Raw genomic sequence first — 14,514 nt, 5'->3', positions numbered from 1 at the left:
CGTCAACCTTGCCTGCGCCATGTGAGGCGGTTGAAAGAAGAGCGGGAAAGGGACGAGATACCGCGGATCGAGTGGAGCCATTCCGAAGCGGACGGGGCGACAAGATTACGGGTATTTTGTCTCATTCCGGGAGGCGGCTAGTGCAGGACCTGACGGTACGGCCAGTCTCGCTGAAGCTATCTAGGCCATCTTCGAATGGCGGAGGCGCGACGGCTGATCCTATGAAAATCCACGAACCGCCTGTTGTAGCCACAACCGCAGGCGTCTGCGGTATTTAACATAATATACATTATGCGATTTTTGCATTTAAAATGGATGACAATGGATCCCGGCTCCGAACCCCGCCCGTGACACCAACGACGTGCTGTTATATGCTCCAATCCACACTTGCTTCCCAGTCCCGCCACACAAGAACAAGGCAACAGCCAACCCTGCATGTTCAATTTCATCGGGCGCTTTCGACAGCGGCTGCGCTACCTGGACCTGAGCCTAAACGCCAGCCGATCCGTCCGGATCCGGGTCGTCGAGCGGCCCGGCTTATGGATGGATGCCTCGCAACTCGACGCCATGCTGGCCGAGATGCGGGGCATTGTGCAACGGGGAATCGGCAAAGATCTCGATTACGGGGTGCTTTCCGGAGACCCTGAAAGGCTGCGGCGAGCCGTGATCACGCTGCTTTATGACCGGGAAAGCAGCCGTCCGATTGCGTTCAATGCGCTGTCGATCATGCCGGTCGAGCTCAGGGGCCGGCCGGTCGAGGCGATTCACCTTGGGCTGGTGATGGTCGATCCGGGCTATCGCACGCAAGGATTGTCCTGGGTGCTGTACGGCCTGACCTGCATCCTGCTTTTCTTCCGCCGCGGCCTGCGGCCGATCTGGATCAGCAATGTGACCCAGGTGCCGGCCATCATCGGCAAGGTCGCCGAGGTCTTTGTCACGGCCTATCCCAATCCCTTCGAGCCGTCGCGGCGCAGCTTTGAACACCTGAACGTGGCCCGCGGGATCATGAAATCGCACCGGCATGTCTTTGGTGTCGACCGGGCGGCGGGATTTGACGAGGCGCGGTTCGTGATTACCGATGCCTATACCGGCGGCTCGGACAATCTCAAGAAGACCTTCGACCAGGCGCCCAAGCATCGCGACGAGCGCGCCAACGATCTGTGCCGGCGGGAGCTCGATTACCAGCGCGGCGACGATTTCCTGCAGATCGCCTGCCTGGACCTGGCCAGCGCCCGCAAGTACCTGTTGCGGGAAGTGCCGCGGGACTCCCTGCCCGCCATCCTTTATCAGATTGCGTTCCTGGCTGTCGGCCGGATCGTCCTGCCATTGTTCCACTGGCTGAATCCGCGCGAGCCGATGGGCGACCTGCGCGCGAGGAAGAGTCAATGATTCCCCCCTTCACATACGAGGAATTCACGACCCGCAATATCGGCTTCGTGACCGAAGCGGAGCAGCAGGAATTGCGCGATGCCCGGGTGCTGATCTGCGGCGTCGGCGGCATGGGCGGCGCCTGTCTGCAGGCGCTGGCGCGGATGGGCATTGGCAGCTTTGCGCTGGCGGACTTCGACGCATTTGACGTGTCGAACCTGAACCGCCAGGTGTTTGCCAGCCTGGATACCGTTGGCGTGAACAAGGTCGAGGCTACCGTGGCGCAGATCCGGCGCATCAACCCGGAACTTGCCATTGAGACTTTCGGCGCGCAATGGACCGACAAGCTCGATGACCTGCTGAGCCGCTACAAGATCGTGGTCAACGGCATGGATGACATGGCCGCGGGCATCGCGCTCTACCGCAAGGCGCGGGAGCACGGTGCGACCGTCATTGACGCCTATACTGCTCCCCTGCCCTCAGTCACGGTCGTCCGGCCGCAAGATCCCCGGCCCGAGGAGCGCCTGTCCTATCCCACGGCCGGCATGGACTGGAAGTCCCTGACGCCGGAAGTCCGGCAGGAATGCCTGGGCAAGGAACTGGAATACGTGATGGTCAATTCCACTTCCGTGCGGCATGTGGAGCTTGGCATCGCCAAGGACCTGCTGACCGGCAAGCGCAAGCGCATGTCGTTTGCGCCGATGGTGATCACCACGGGCAACCTGATGGCGTTCGAAGCGGTCAAGCTGGTGCTCGGACGGCCGCGGCTGGCCGATGTGCGCGGCTATTTCTTCAATCCCTGGACCATGCGGGTCGAGACGCCGCGCAATGCGCTGACGGCATGGGCCGTGCGCGCGCTGGTGCGGCGCTTCATGGCGAGGTTGATGCGAGATGGGGTCTGACGCGTGATTGACGCCCTGGCAAGCGATGTGGCCGTTACCTGGCTCGGTGCGGTGGGCTGCGGGCTCTACCTGCATTTCCTCTGGACCCGGCGCGAGGTGGGGGCCGGCACGGGCCTGTTCCTGTTCGGCGTGCTGACAGCGTTGCTGGCGGTCCGGGGCTTTTCCTGGCTGTTTGGCGGCACGTTGCTCGCGCAGCTGGTTTTTGCGGCGGCAACCCTGCTGCCCATTGCGATGACCCTGTTTGCCGAGCACCTGGTTCGGCGCCACCATCCGTTGTGGCTGAAGCTGCTGGCGCTGGGCGTGTCGGTGGTGTTCTTCGCCATCAATCTGTTTGCCGACCTGTCGCGCGATACGCCGCTGCTGCTGCTGGCCTTCCTTGGCTGTTTTGCCGTGGTCACGGCAAGCAATGGCTGGTTGTTGCTGTGGCTGCGCGATGCCGAACTGTCCGATAACGAGGAACGCCTGGCCCGTGCGGTGGTGCTGGTCGTGGCCCTGGCCGTGCCGCTCGCGGCCACCGACTTCCGCGAGGAACTCCGCCATGTGCCGGTTCGCCTGGGGGCGCTTGGCGCGCTGGCATTCGTCTATGTGTTCCTGAACCTGTCGGAATCGCAACGGGTCGTGCGCGGGCTGCTGGTGCATATCGTCGTCGCCCTGCTCTTCGCCATCCTGCTGGCCAGCGTGATGGCGCTGGCCTCGCGCGGGCCGGGCCCGGGCTTTGCCGAGGCTGCCCTGCGCGGCATGCCGGTTGCCATTGCATGGGTGCTGCTGACCGCCATTTTTGTCCGCATTCGCGCCGTTTCGCTGGCGGGCGATGGCTACGCCTTCCTGCGCTGGCTGCTCCATGCCCGCCTGGATACGCCAGATGGTTTCCTGCATTCGCTCAGGCGCCTGCCGCAAACCGCCGACCACGTGGTGCTGGGCAACGCGGAGTTAGCCGGCTACGCCCTGGACGCGCTGTTCGACATGGCCGGAAAGCGGCGTGAACCCGTGTCGATCGGCGAAGCCAGGGCATGGGCCAAGATCCGGGAAGGCGATCGGGTCGAGGCAGCAGAGCAGCTGGTAGACCTGCTTGAGCGCCACGAAATGACCCATGCGCTGCTGATCGCGCGCCAGCCCGCGCAGGTGGTGCTGCTGAACCTGCCGCAAGGCGCCAACGCGGCCATCGGCGAGTTGCGCGCCGCGGTGATCCTTCGGCTGGCGCGGCATCTCGGGCAGCGGGAGGCAGCATGCCGATAGCCTTGCGCGAAGGCGATTTCGACGCGTTCTTCGAGGCGCCGTTTGCCTGCTATGGCCGCGATACGCATTTTGTCTCGCCGATGAAGGGGGACCTTGCGCGCGCGCTGGACCCGGCGAAGAACCCGCTGTTCCGGCAGTTTGCGCGCCGCACGTGGTTCACGGCCCACCGGGACGGGCGCATCGTGGGCCGTATCCTGGCCCATATCCACGATGCCTCCAATCAGCAATATGACCAGAAGCGCGGCTATTTTGGCCTGTTCGACTGTGTCGATGACGTGGAGGTCGCGCAGGCGCTGCTCGATGCCGCGGCGGGCTGGGTAAAGCGGCACGGCTGCGACGAACTGGCCGGCAGTTTCAACCTGACGATCACGCAGATGATTGGCATCGTCACCGAAGGCTTCGAGCAGCCGCCATACACCTACCAGGAATACACGCCGCCCCATATCGCCAGGCTGCTCCACGCATGCGGCTTCGAGCCGTTCTTTCCGATGCGCACGTTCGAGCTCGACGTCCGCGGCTGCGATCCGGAGCAGTTGATCGGGGACAAGCAGCGCGCGCTGCTGGACGATCCCGCCTGGCAGTTCACGCCGATCCGGCGGCGCGGCTTTGACCGGCGCCTGCTGGAGGCGTGCGCCGTGCTGAACGACGGCTTCGCCAGCAACCCGATTTTCGTGCCGCTGACGGAGGAGGAATTCCTGTTCCCCTGCGCCGGCATGATGTGGATTATCGACGAGCGCCTGTCCTATACTGCCTATTTCAACGGCGAGCCAATCGGCGTGCTGCTGTGCGTGCCGGACCTCAACCCCTTCCTGCGCGCCACCGGCTTCCGCCTGAAGCTGGCAACGCTCTGGCATCTGATCAGGTTCCGCGCAAACCGCAAGCGCGCGGCCATCATCTTCTTCTCGGTGCGCAGGGATCACCATGGCCGCGGCATCAATGGCGTGATGCTGCATCATGTGCTTACCGCCATGCGCGGTGCCGGGTACTCGCACCTTGGCATCAGCTGGGTATCGGATGCGAACGGCGCCAGCCTGAAGCAGATGGCAAAGATGGGCGCCAGGACACTGCATCGGCTGCATCTCTTCAGGAAGGCCCTCTAGCCATATGCTTACGCGCGATCAGCAACTCACCCTCGTTGCGCAGGCCGGCCGCGCCCCCAGCGCGCACAATATCCAGCCCGCTCGCTGGCGCTTTGCCGGCGACAGGATCGAACTGGTTGAAGAACCCGCGCGCTGGTTATCCGTGGGCGATCCCACCGGGCGCGACAACCAGGTCGCCCTGGGCATGGCCTGGGAAGGCATGGTCATGGCACTGTCGACGCTCGGCCTGGGACTCACGCAGCCCGAGGTTGCCGACCTGCCCTACCCGCCCGCCGCGCCGCGCCTGCGCCAGGCAGCCGCGGGCCGGATCACGACAGGTGCGAGCCCCGATCCCCTCGCCGCTTTCGTGGATATGCGCCGCGCTTTTCGAGGCAAGTTTCGCGGCGCGACCCGGTCACAGCTCAAGGCATTGGCTGATTGCGCTGCCGCCCACGCGGATTTTGTCACGCTGGCGAGCGAGAGCAGCACGGCGCAGATCGCCAGATGGTATGACGATGCCGCGGCTGCGGCATTCGATCACCCTGGGTTCGCGGCGGAACTCTGCCGCTGGCTGCGCTTGTCGCCGGACGATCCAGGCTGGCCGCGCGACGGCCTTTCGGCCGAATGCATGGCGCTGTCGCGATGGGAAGCCTGGGGTGCGTCGATTGCGCTGAGGCCGGGGGTTTTCAGCGTACTTTCGGCGCTTTCCCTGACTGGCACGCTGGCATCGGAAAGCGCAAAGATAAAAAGCGCGGCCCGGATCGTGCTGATTCATGCCAGCCCCGATGTATCGAATTTCGACGTCGGGCGCCGCTGGTACCGGTTCTGGCTGGCCATGACGGCGAGCGGCTTTGCCGGCGTGCCGATGTCGGCGCTGGCCGATTCGCCCGGCCATGCGGCCTTGCTTGCCGAAAGCCAGCGGCTGCCGCGCGGAAACCGGCTCGTCAATGTGATGCGCTTCGGGCCGGTGCCGGAGCGCGGCATTGCGCAAAGCGCCAGGCTCCCCGTCGCGGAGCTGCTGCAGGATGCCTGACGGCAGCTAGAATAGCTTCAGGAATTCGAGCAACGCGTCCTTATCGCTTTCGGATAGGGTCGCGAATTCCTTTTCATGGCCGCGGTTGTCGCGCCCCGTTGTCGCAGTGTCGTAGAGCACCGGCTTCGACCATGGCTGGTAGCCGGCGGGATAGGCCCAGGTACCGCGCGCGTCGAGCGTGCCGGCGATGCCCAGCTTGCCGTAATCCAGCGCATGCCCGCCCACCCAGAAGCGCGTGGGCCGCGCCTGCGGGTGCATCAGATGCCAGAGCGTCGGCACGGAACCGTTATGGAAGTACGGCGCCGTCGCCCACAAGCCGGATAGGATCGGCGCGACATAGCCCCCGGTGTTGGCAGCGTCGATATGCCTGCCCAGCTCGGAACGCGAGATGGCTTGCAGCAGGCCGGGATCGATCGCCTGCCAGCGCGTGGAATCCGTGCCGATCTCCGCCTGCGCCACCAGCCGGTTGGGAAAGCTCACCAGACGCAGGCGTTCCGTGTCCTGGCTGTAGCTGCCGTGACATTGGGCGCAGTTCGCGTCAAACACGGCACGGCCGCGGGCGGCGCGGGCGCGGTCGATCGGGCCCGGAAATGGCGGCGGCGAGTAGCCCGCCATAAACCGCATGACGTCTTCCACCTGGGGCATGGCGCGGCCGGCGCGATCGGGCGGCATGCCCATGGTGGGCACGGTGAAGAAGGCAACGATATGCGCCAGCCGCCCGGCATCGCTGACGGCACCGGGCGCTACCTGCCCAAAGCGCGACGCGCCCTTGCTGGTATAGACGCCGTCATAGAGCAGCGATGAGCGCAGGCTTCGCTGGCCCAGTTCCGGAATCGAGGTGGAGCCGCTGGCGGCCGTGCCCGCGGCGATCAGGTGGAACTGGAATTTGAGCGCCGCGACACCATTGGTGCTGCCGGGTGCGCCGTTGCTGAACGGCAAGGGTTCATCGCCACTGGCTTCGAGTTCCGCCACTCTTTTCACCAGCCGCGGCCAGACGAACTTGCGGATCGTGTCCAGCTCCTCCTTGCTGGTATTGGGATAGAGCTGCGTGATGGCCGACAGGAGTCTTTCCGGATCGGACTTCACCCGCTTGACCGCCTGATAGACCGCGCCGACAAAGGCATCAAGGTTGAGCGAGGTATTCGGCAGCCCGAGCCAGACTTCGTTGGTGGGACGCCCGTCCTTGCCGTAGGTAATGCCTGCATGGCATGAGGCGCAGCCGAGGTTCGATACCTCCAGCCGGACCTTCGGGAAGTCGCGGCCGATCATTCCGCTCACTACGCCCAGCGGCTTGTCGAACCTGGGTTGCTGCTGGCGCGGCCAGTTGAGGACCACATCGGGATAGATGAAGCCGAACTCGCGCAGCGCCCGACGCAAGGTGTCCGGGGTGACGGGCACATCCGGGCCGCCGGCGAGCAGCAGCGCCGTCGTTGCCAGCTTCCAGGGCAGCGCATTGGTTTCCAGCGTATCGGTGCTCAGGCCGCCAAAATCATCGAAGACAAAGCGCATGGCCCCGATGTCACCGGTCCGATCGCCGACCCTGAAGTCCCGCATGACAGCGGATTCGCCTTCCGCGTAGCCGCGCAGGAAGTCGCATCCCGACAGCGAACAGAACAGCAGGCCTATGGCGATTACGCGTACAAGGGGCATCGTCATCATCGTCCGACCGTGCGCGCCAGGGGATCCGGACAGCGCCCGGCCGATGGTAGCCGACCTGCCGCGACGCCTCAAGCCAGCCGCTGCAGCCACGCCACCGCCCAGGTCGCGCCGGTCGACAGGACCAGCCCGATCGCCACCGGCACAAGCGCACACCGCCCGCCGCCGATGCGACGATCTTGCTGAGCTCCGCGCTCCTGCGTGACAACACGGCCATCGCGGCAATGGTTGCGGTACTGGAGACGAAGCCGCCGAACAGGCCGGATACCGGCAGCCCCAGCCGGTCGCCGAACAGGCGCGCAAAGATATGCCCGGCCGCGCCTGCCAGGGAGTCCATGCCCGGTGCCCGAGGTTCCTGCAGTCGTGATGCGCCTGGCTACAATATCGGTGCAGGCGGCGATTTGTGCACGCCCCGGGGCTGGATTTGGAACGCCGCGTCGACGCTTCAGGTGGTGGGCGCCGCCACCATCACCACGTGCGCCTGCATCGGGCCGGCCAGCGGCCCGGTGCCGTAGGCCTGGACGAACGCCTGCTCGCAGTGGTCGGTTGCGCGCGACAGCGCATCCGACCCGCGCCCCTCCAGGTCGGCGCGTAGCGGCGTCCCCTGGCAGTACGCCGTTGCGGCGATGCGTGCGGAGGCCGCACGGCTGCTTTCGGTGACCGTTTCAAAGACCGCGCCTGCCGTGAAGCCGCCCAGCCGCAGGTCTTGCTCGATTGCCGCCTGGCTGTGATACCCGTGCGGGATGCGGACCATGAAATCGGGCGGCGCGTCGGGAAACAGTTCGGCCAGTGCCCCGGTGACATCGCGGGCGAAGGCATTGAACTCGATCCGGTCCCAGACGTTGAAGATCAGCGTGCCGCCCGGCACCAGCACGCGGCGGGCTTCGGCGAATGCCTTGCCCTTGTCGGGGAAGAACATCACGCCGAACTGGCATGCCACCATGTCGAAGCTGGCGTCAGGGAATGGCAGCACCATGGCATCGGCCTCGCGCCATTGCACCGGGCGTGCGGTGCCCGCCGCTTGCGCCCGCGCCAGCATCGGCGCATTGAGGTCAGTGGCGACGATCAAGGTGTCCGCCGGCAGCCGCCCGGCGATTTCCCGGGTCAGCACGCCGGTGCCGGCGGCCAGTTCCAGCACCCGGCGCGGCTGCAGCGCGGCGATGCGCCTGGCCATGTCGGCAGCATATGGCGCAAAGATCATCGGCACCATCAAGGTCTCATAGACCTCGGGAATCGCACCCGCGAAGACCTTGTCCTGTTGTTGCATGCCCATGGTCACTGCCCCCCCTGCCCCGGCCGCAAAGTTGCCGGTGGCGCCTGATTGGGTGTAGGACACATCGCGATGAATGTAAACTGCGGGTTTGCGCGTCGCGGCGCTAATCCTTGATACGCGGCATCCAGCCGCTGCCGCGCGTGCGCGGATCCACCGGCAGCTGGCGCTGCAACGCGGCCTTGGCCAGCATGTGGGCGCTGATCGGCGCGGTCAGGAACAGGAAGGCGGTCACCAGCAACTCATGCAGGCTGGCATCGCCACGGAAGCTGAAATACGCCACCGAGGCCAGCACCACCCCGCCCACGCCGAGCGTGGTCGACTTGGTCGGCCCATGCAGGCGCATGAAGAAGTCGGGCAACCGGAACAGCCCGATCGCCCCGACCAGCATGAACACGCTGCCCACCAGCAGCAGCGCGCATACGATGAATTCCGCAACGGGATGCAGCATGGCTCTGCGCTCCTAGTATTCGATGATATCGCCGCGCTGCAGGTACTTGGACAGCGCCACGGTGCCGACGAAGCCCATCACCGCGATCAGCAGCGCGGCCTCGAAGAACAGCGCCGAGTCCAGGCTGATGCCGAGCACCACGATCAGCGCGATGACGTTGATACTCAGCGTATCCAGGGCCACGATGCGGTCGGGCAAACTGGGCCCGCGCAGCAGCCGCGCGAGGGTCAGCAGGAAGGCTAAGCCCAGGATCCCCAGGCAGACCGGAATCACGATGGCAAGCATTGGAAGATCTCCTTGAGCGGGGTTTCATAGCGCGACTTGATCAGCCCGACCAGCGCGGCCTCTTCTTCCAGGTCCAGCACATGCACCAGCAAGGCGCGGCGGTCGTCGCTCAGTTCGGCGCACAGCGTGCCCGGGCTGAGCGAAACGATGCTGATCAGCGCGGTGGTGGCGAGTTCATGCTCGACATCGAGCGGCACCACGATAAAGGCGGGGCGCAAGCGCGCGGTGGGGCCCAGCACCATGACAGCCACTTCCAGGTTGGCCTTCACGATATCGATCAGCACATGGAAGCTGAGCCGCGCGATCAGGTCGGGGCGCGACAGGCGGAAAGCGCCCAGCACCAGCCAGCGGTCGGCCAGCCGGCCGATGGCCCAGCCCAGCAAGGCGCCCAGCAGCCAGTGTCCCGGCGCCACGCTGTGGGTCAGCATCAGCCATATGAGCATCAGGATCAGGCTCAGCCAGGGATGAGGTAGCAAGCGGCGCATCATGGCTTACCCCTGCTCCCCGGGCAGCACCGCGCGCTGGTAGGCGGCGCGGTCCAGCAATTGCGCGGCGGCATCCGCCACATAGTCGCTGACCGGCCGCGCGCACACCGTCAGCGCAACGTTGCCCGCCAGCAGCAGCGCGCAGCAGGCCAGCTTGCGCGCGTCCGGACGCACGCGCAGGCGCGCCGCGCCGGGATGGTCTTCGTCGAGGTATTCGTCGCCTTCCGGCACGCGCCCGGCCTCATGCGGCAGGCGCCACAGCAGCCGCGTGCCGGTGCGGGATACGGCAATCAGCAACAGCAGGCTAGACACCAGCACCACAGGCCACAGCACCGGCATCCACGGCGCCGGCGTCGCGCGCAGGATCATGGCCTTGCCGAGGAAGCCCGACAGCGGCGGCAGCCCCACTGCCGCGACCACGCCCACCAGGTACAGCAGGCCGGCCAGCCGCGAGGCGCTGACCGGCGCACCGTCCTCGCGCGCCGGTTCCGGCTCCAGCGCATCGGCCAGCAGGAACAGCGCCGCGGTGCACAGCGTGGTGCTGAGCAGGTAGTACATGGCCGCGGCCCAGCCGGCCTGGGTCTGCATCGCGATGCAGGCCGCCAGCAGCCCGACCGACGCCACCACCAGATAGCCGGTCATCGCGCGCAGGGCCCTGGCAGCCAGCGCGCCCAGCGCGCCGATCACCAGCGTGGCCAGCGCCAGCACGAACACCCAGTCATGCAGGAACGGGCCGAGCAGCCCCTGCGCCCCGCCGAAGATCAGCGCATCGCAACGCAGCATCGCGTAGATGCCGACCTTGGTCATGATGGCGAACAGCGCCGCGACCGGGCCGGTGGCGCTGGCGTAGGCGCGCGGCAGCCAGAAATACAGCGGGAACAGCGCCGCCTTGAGCGCGAACACCAGCATCAGCATCACGCCCGCCGCCACCGCCAGCGGCAGGTCCTGGGCCGGCAGGCCGGCCAGCCGCAGGCCGAGGTGGGCCATGTTCAGGGTGCCGGCCAGCCCGTACAGCACCCCGATCGCCACCAGGAAGAACGACGACGCCACCAAATTCAGGATCACATAGTGCAGCCCGGCGCCGATGCGCGCGCGCCCCGCCCCGTGCACCAGCAGCGCGTAGGACGCGATCAGCAGGATCTCGAAGAAGACAAAGAGGTTGAACAGGTCGCCGGCCAGAAAGGCCCCGTTCAGACCCATCAGCTGAAACTGGAACAGGGTGTGGAAATGCCGCCCCTGCCGGGCCGTGCCCTCGCCTGCCGCCGCCAGCGCGGCAATGGCCAGCACGGCGGTCAGGGCCAGCATCATCGCGCCGGTGCGGTCCAGCTGCAGCACGATGCCGAACGGCGCGCTCCAGTTGCCCATCGCATAGACCGCGATGTCGCCCGTAGCCGCGTGGCGCAGCAGCAGCACCGCAACCGGTATCAGCAGCAACGCGGCCACCGCGCAGACGATGCGCTGCGCGCGCAGCCGCTGGGCCGGCATCGCGGTCAGCAGCGCGCCGGCGAACATGGGGATCAGGATGGGCAGCAGCACGGCGTGGTTCATGGCCGGCTCTCCATATCGGCCGCATCGTCACGGTGAGCCTCGGGCCGGCCCGCGGCGTCCACATGGTCGCTGCCGGTGAGCCCCAGCGAGCGCAGCGCCAGCACCACCGCGAAGGCGGTCATGCCGAACGCGATCACGATGGCCGTCAGCACCAGCGCCTGCGGCAGCGGATCGGCATAGCTGGCCCCGGGCGCGATTACCGGGGGCCTGCCGATCGACAGGCGACCCATGCCGAGCAGGAACAGGCTGACCGCATAGGACAGCAGCGTCAGCCCGAGCACCACGGTGAACACGCGCTCGCGTAGCAGCAGGTAGATACCGCTGGCGGTCAGGATGCCGATGGCGATGGCGTAGAGCGCGGCCATCAGGCGTCCTCCGCGGCCTGGGCCGGGGGCAGGTTGCGAACGCCGAGGTGCGACACTATCACCAGCGTGGTTCCCGTCACGGTGCAGAAGACTCCCAGGTCAAAGATCATGGCTGTGGCCAGTTCCACCTCGCCGATGCCCGGGATGTGGAAGTGCCCGAAGGCGGTGGTCAGGAACGGATAGCCGAAGGCCAGGCTGCCCAGGCCGGTCAGCCCCGCCAGCAGGATGCCGGCACCGGCAATGGCGCGATAGTCCGGCGCGATGCGCGCTTCGGTCCAGCGCACGCCGTTGGCGACATACTGCAGCAGCAGCGCCACCGAGGTGATCAGCGCCGCGATAAAGCCCCCGCCCGGCTGGTTGTGCCCGCGCAGCAGGATAAAGACCGCCACCAGCAGCGTCAGCGGCAGCATCAGCCGCGCCAGTATGGCCAGCAGCAGCGGATGCGCCTGGCTGGTCCACGGCAGCCCGTCGGGCGCCGCCGACGGCGTTGGCAGCCGCATGCCCTTGAGCAATGCCTGCACCGCCAGGCCCGCGATCAGCAGCACGCAGATCTCGCCCATGGTGTCGAAGCCGCGGAAATCCACCAGCAGCACATTGACCACGTTGTGCCCGCCGCCGCCGGGCACGGACTGGTCGACGTAGAAGGTGGACACCGGGTCATAGGGCCGCGTCATCACGGCATAGGCCGCCACTGCCAGCAGCGTGCCGCCACCCAGCGCCAGCACCGCATCACGCGCACGGCGGCCGTGGCCGGGGCGATCATGGGTTTCGCGCGGCAAATAGAACAACGCCAGCACCAGTAGCAGGATCGTCACCACCTCGACCGAGATCTGCGTCAGCGCCAGGTCCGGCGCCGAGAACCGCAGGAACGCCACCGACACCATCAGCCCGCAGCCGCTCAGCAGCACCAGCGCCAGCAGCCGCTGCCGGTGCGCCACCACCACGGCGATGGCGCACAGTGCAAGCAATGCCAGCGTGGCGGTGCCGATCGGATCGATGGCGCCGGCTGGCACGCTGCCGGCCAGGGATTCCAGGTCGGCCAGGAAATACGCCGGCACGGCCAGCATCGCCAGCAGCATCCAGGCGACATAGGTCTGCAGCGAGCCGTCTTCCAGCCACTGCGTGACGGCCCTGGCAAAGCGCTCCAGGGCAGCCATGCCTTGCTCGAACGAGCGGCGCGCGCTCAGGTGCTCGATGGCCTGCTGCCAGCGCCGCAGCGCGTCGCGGCGCAGGAAGAACAAGGTCGCGCCGCCGGCCATCGACACCAGGCTCATCAACAGGGGCAGGTTCACGCCGTGCCACAGGTGCAGGCTGTATTCCGGCAGCGGCGCGCGCAGCGTCGCCAGCGACGCCGCCGCGAGCAGGTCGCCGACGGTATAGGCCGGGACCAGCCCGACCACCAGGCAGATCACCACCAGGAACTCCACCGGCACCTTCATGAAGCGCGGCGGCTCGTGCGGCGGGTAGTTGGGCACGTCAGGTTGCCCCCTGCCGAAGAACACGCCGTAGATAAAGCGCAGCGAATAGGCCATCGTCAGCGCCCCGGCCATGGTTGCCGCAGCCGGGATCACCCAGTTGAACTCGCCCAGCAGCCCCTGCGCCAGGGTCTCGCCGAAGAACATTTCCTTACTGAGGAAACCGTTGAACAGCGGCACGCCCGCCATCGACAGCGACGCCACGATGGCCAGCACCGCGGTGTGCGGCATATAGCGCGCCAGCCCGTGCAGGCGGTCCAGGTCTCGCGTGCCGGTCTCATGGTCGATGATGCCCGCGGCCATGAACAGCGACGCCTTGAACACCGCGTGGTTGATGATGTGGAAGATGGCTGCCACTGTGCTGAGCTGGGTGTCGAGCCCGAACAGCAGCGTAATCAGTCCCAGGTGGCTGATGGTGGAATAGGCCAGCAGCCCTTTCAGGTCGCGCTGCAGCAGCGCCAGGCCCGCGCCGAAGATCAGCGTGGCCAGCCCCGTCATGCTGACCAGGTAGAACCAGCTGTTGGTCCCGTCCAGCACCGGATAGAGCCGCGCCAGCAGGAACACGCCGGCCTTGACCATGGTGGCCGAGTGCAGGTAGGCCGAAACCGGCGTGGGCGCGGCCATGGCATGCGGCAGCCAGAAGCTGAACGGAAACTGCGCGGACTTGGTGAAGACCGCCAGCAGGATCAGCACCAGCATCGGCAGATACAGCGGGTGATGCTGCACCTTGCCGGCCTGGGCCAGCACCTCGGATAGCTCGAAGCTGCCGCAGATATGCCCCAGCAGCAGCACCCCGGCCAGCAGCGCCAGCCCGCCGCCGCCCGTGACCGCCAGGGCCATGCGCGCACCCTGGCGCGCATCGGTGCGCCAGGACCAGAAGCCGATCAGCAGGAACGACAGGATGCTGGTCAGTTCCCAGAACACCACCAGCAACAGCAGGTTGCCGGCCAGCACCACCCCCAGCATGGCCGCCATGAACAGCAGCAGCAGGCAGAAGAAGCGCACCGCCGATTCATTGCGCGCCAGGTAATAGCGCGCGTACAGGATCACCAGCAGGCCCACGCCGAGCACCAGCAGCGCAAACAGGAATGACAGGCCATCGAGCCGCAGCGACAGGTCCAGCCCGAGCGCCGGCAGCCATGCCACGCGCCAGCCCAGTGCATGCCCCGGCTGCGCGAAGACCTCGGCGCGCAGGCTCAGCAGCAGCACCAGCGCGGCCAGCGGAAAGCCAATGATGACCGTTGCCAGCAGGCGCGCGGCACGCATGCCGACCACCCGCGTCAGCGCCGCGGCCAGCAACGGCAGCGCGATCAGCAGTACCAGCGCCATGCGCGCCCCCTCAGCCGTCGCCTGGGGTCGCG

14 protein-coding genes are annotated in these 14,514 nt (G+C 66.7%); 5 read left to right on the top strand and 9 right to left on the bottom strand.

Features of this window, described 5'->3' with window-relative positions:
- Positions 1-435: 435 nt before the first annotated feature.
- Genes DN412_RS34065 through DN412_RS34045 form a run of 5 tightly spaced genes read left to right on the top strand, consistent with a single transcriptional unit; the run spans position 436 to position 5,618 of the window.
- Complete coding sequence (locus DN412_RS34065) at positions 436-1,389, top strand: hypothetical protein (RefSeq protein WP_115215614.1); 954 nt, start codon at positions 436-438, stop codon at positions 1,387-1,389.
- Positions 1,386-2,270 (top strand): HesA/MoeB/ThiF family protein, encoded by an 885-nt coding sequence (locus tag DN412_RS34060; RefSeq protein ID WP_115215613.1) that lies wholly within the window; start codon positions 1,386-1,388, stop codon positions 2,268-2,270. Before DN412_RS34065 ends, DN412_RS34060 begins: the two co-directional genes overlap by 4 nt.
- 3 nt (positions 2,271-2,273) lie before the next feature.
- Entirely contained in the window at positions 2,274-3,506 is a 1,233-nt protein-coding gene (locus DN412_RS34055) for a hypothetical protein (RefSeq protein ID WP_115215612.1), read from the top strand.
- Positions 3,497-4,606, top strand: a complete 1,110-nt coding sequence (locus tag DN412_RS34050) for a GNAT family N-acetyltransferase (protein WP_115215611.1) — start codon at positions 3,497-3,499, stop codon at positions 4,604-4,606. The genes DN412_RS34055 and DN412_RS34050 overlap by 10 nt, the downstream gene beginning before the upstream one ends.
- 4 nt (positions 4,607-4,610) lie before the next feature.
- Entirely contained in the window at positions 4,611-5,618 is a 1,008-nt protein-coding gene (locus DN412_RS34045; protein WP_115215610.1) for a hypothetical protein, read from the top strand.
- A 6-nt stretch (positions 5,619-5,624) separates the two neighbouring features.
- Here DN412_RS34045 and DN412_RS34040 read toward each other — a convergent pair whose 3' ends face one another.
- From DN412_RS34040 to DN412_RS34000, 9 genes are all read right to left on the bottom strand, one after another.
- Entirely contained in the window at positions 5,625-7,223 is a 1,599-nt protein-coding gene (locus DN412_RS34040; protein ID WP_244222905.1) for a c-type cytochrome, read from the bottom strand.
- Entirely contained in the window at positions 7,138-7,611 is a 474-nt protein-coding gene (locus DN412_RS44935; protein WP_244222903.1) for a DUF4010 domain-containing protein, read from the bottom strand. Before DN412_RS44935 ends, DN412_RS34040 begins: the two co-directional genes overlap by 86 nt.
- Before the next feature lie 108 nt (positions 7,612-7,719).
- The gene (locus DN412_RS34030; RefSeq protein WP_115215608.1) at positions 7,720-8,547 is read right to left on the bottom strand and encodes a class I SAM-dependent methyltransferase; all 828 of its coding nucleotides are present in this window, start codon (positions 8,545-8,547) and stop codon (positions 7,720-7,722) included.
- Between the two features lie 103 nt (positions 8,548-8,650).
- Entirely contained in the window at positions 8,651-8,995 is a 345-nt protein-coding gene (locus DN412_RS34025; RefSeq protein ID WP_115215607.1) for a Na+/H+ antiporter subunit G, read from the bottom strand.
- Positions 8,996-9,007: 12 nt separating this feature from the next.
- Complete coding sequence (locus DN412_RS34020; protein WP_115215606.1) at positions 9,008-9,280, bottom strand: K+/H+ antiporter subunit F; 273 nt, start codon at positions 9,278-9,280, stop codon at positions 9,008-9,010.
- On the bottom strand, positions 9,265-9,768 hold the full coding sequence (locus DN412_RS34015; protein WP_115215605.1) for a Na+/H+ antiporter subunit E: 504 nt from the start codon (positions 9,766-9,768) through the stop codon (positions 9,265-9,267). The genes DN412_RS34020 and DN412_RS34015 overlap by 16 nt, the downstream gene beginning before the upstream one ends.
- Positions 9,769-9,771: 3 nt before the next feature.
- A complete protein-coding gene (locus DN412_RS34010; protein WP_115215604.1) occupies positions 9,772-11,313 on the bottom strand; it encodes a monovalent cation/H+ antiporter subunit D in 1,542 nt (513 codons plus the stop codon).
- Positions 11,310-11,678, bottom strand: coding sequence for a Na+/H+ antiporter subunit C (locus tag DN412_RS34005; RefSeq protein WP_115215603.1), 369 nt, complete (start codon positions 11,676-11,678; stop codon positions 11,310-11,312). Before DN412_RS34005 ends, DN412_RS34010 begins: the two co-directional genes overlap by 4 nt.
- On the bottom strand, positions 11,678-14,482 hold the full coding sequence (locus tag DN412_RS34000) for a monovalent cation/H+ antiporter subunit A (RefSeq protein WP_115215602.1): 2,805 nt from the start codon (positions 14,480-14,482) through the stop codon (positions 11,678-11,680). Before DN412_RS34000 ends, DN412_RS34005 begins: the two co-directional genes overlap by 1 nt.
- Between the last annotated feature and the right edge of the window lie 32 nt (positions 14,483-14,514).

The organism is Cupriavidus lacunae, from assembly GCF_003353055.1.
Taxonomy (GTDB): domain Bacteria; phylum Pseudomonadota; class Gammaproteobacteria; order Burkholderiales; family Burkholderiaceae; genus Cupriavidus; species Cupriavidus lacunae.
This window is presented reverse-complemented; position numbering and strand designations above follow the sequence as displayed.

Excerpts from the sequence above, each read along its gene's own strand:
- DN412_RS34005 (WP_115215603.1), bottom strand. The coding sequence starts at position 11,678 with ATGGCCGCGCTCTACGCCATCGCCATCGGCATCCTGACCGCCAGCGGT.
- DN412_RS34025 (WP_115215607.1), bottom strand. The coding sequence starts at position 8,995 with ATGCTGCATCCCGTTGCGGAATTCATCGTATGCGCGCTGCTGCTGGTG.
- DN412_RS34050 (WP_115215611.1), top strand. The coding sequence starts at position 3,497 with ATGCCGATAGCCTTGCGCGAAGGCGATTTCGACGCGTTCTTCGAGGCG.
- DN412_RS34065 (WP_115215614.1), top strand. The coding sequence starts at position 436 with ATGTTCAATTTCATCGGGCGCTTTCGACAGCGGCTGCGCTACCTGGAC.
- DN412_RS34015 (WP_115215605.1), bottom strand. The coding sequence starts at position 9,768 with ATGATGCGCCGCTTGCTACCTCATCCCTGGCTGAGCCTGATCCTGATG.
- DN412_RS34045 (WP_115215610.1), top strand. The coding sequence starts at position 4,611 with ATGCTTACGCGCGATCAGCAACTCACCCTCGTTGCGCAGGCCGGCCGC.
- DN412_RS44935 (WP_244222903.1), bottom strand. The coding sequence starts at position 7,611 with ATGGACTCCCTGGCAGGCGCGGCCGGGCATATCTTTGCGCGCCTGTTC.
- DN412_RS34000 (WP_115215602.1), bottom strand. The coding sequence starts at position 14,482 with ATGGCGCTGGTACTGCTGATCGCGCTGCCGTTGCTGGCCGCGGCGCTG.
- DN412_RS34020 (WP_115215606.1), bottom strand. The coding sequence starts at position 9,280 with ATGCTTGCCATCGTGATTCCGGTCTGCCTGGGGATCCTGGGCTTAGCC.
- DN412_RS34010 (WP_115215604.1), bottom strand. The coding sequence starts at position 11,313 with ATGAACCACGCCGTGCTGCTGCCCATCCTGATCCCCATGTTCGCCGGC.
- DN412_RS34030 (WP_115215608.1), bottom strand. The coding sequence starts at position 8,547 with ATGGGCATGCAACAACAGGACAAGGTCTTCGCGGGTGCGATTCCCGAG.
- DN412_RS34060 (WP_115215613.1), top strand. The coding sequence starts at position 1,386 with ATGATTCCCCCCTTCACATACGAGGAATTCACGACCCGCAATATCGGC.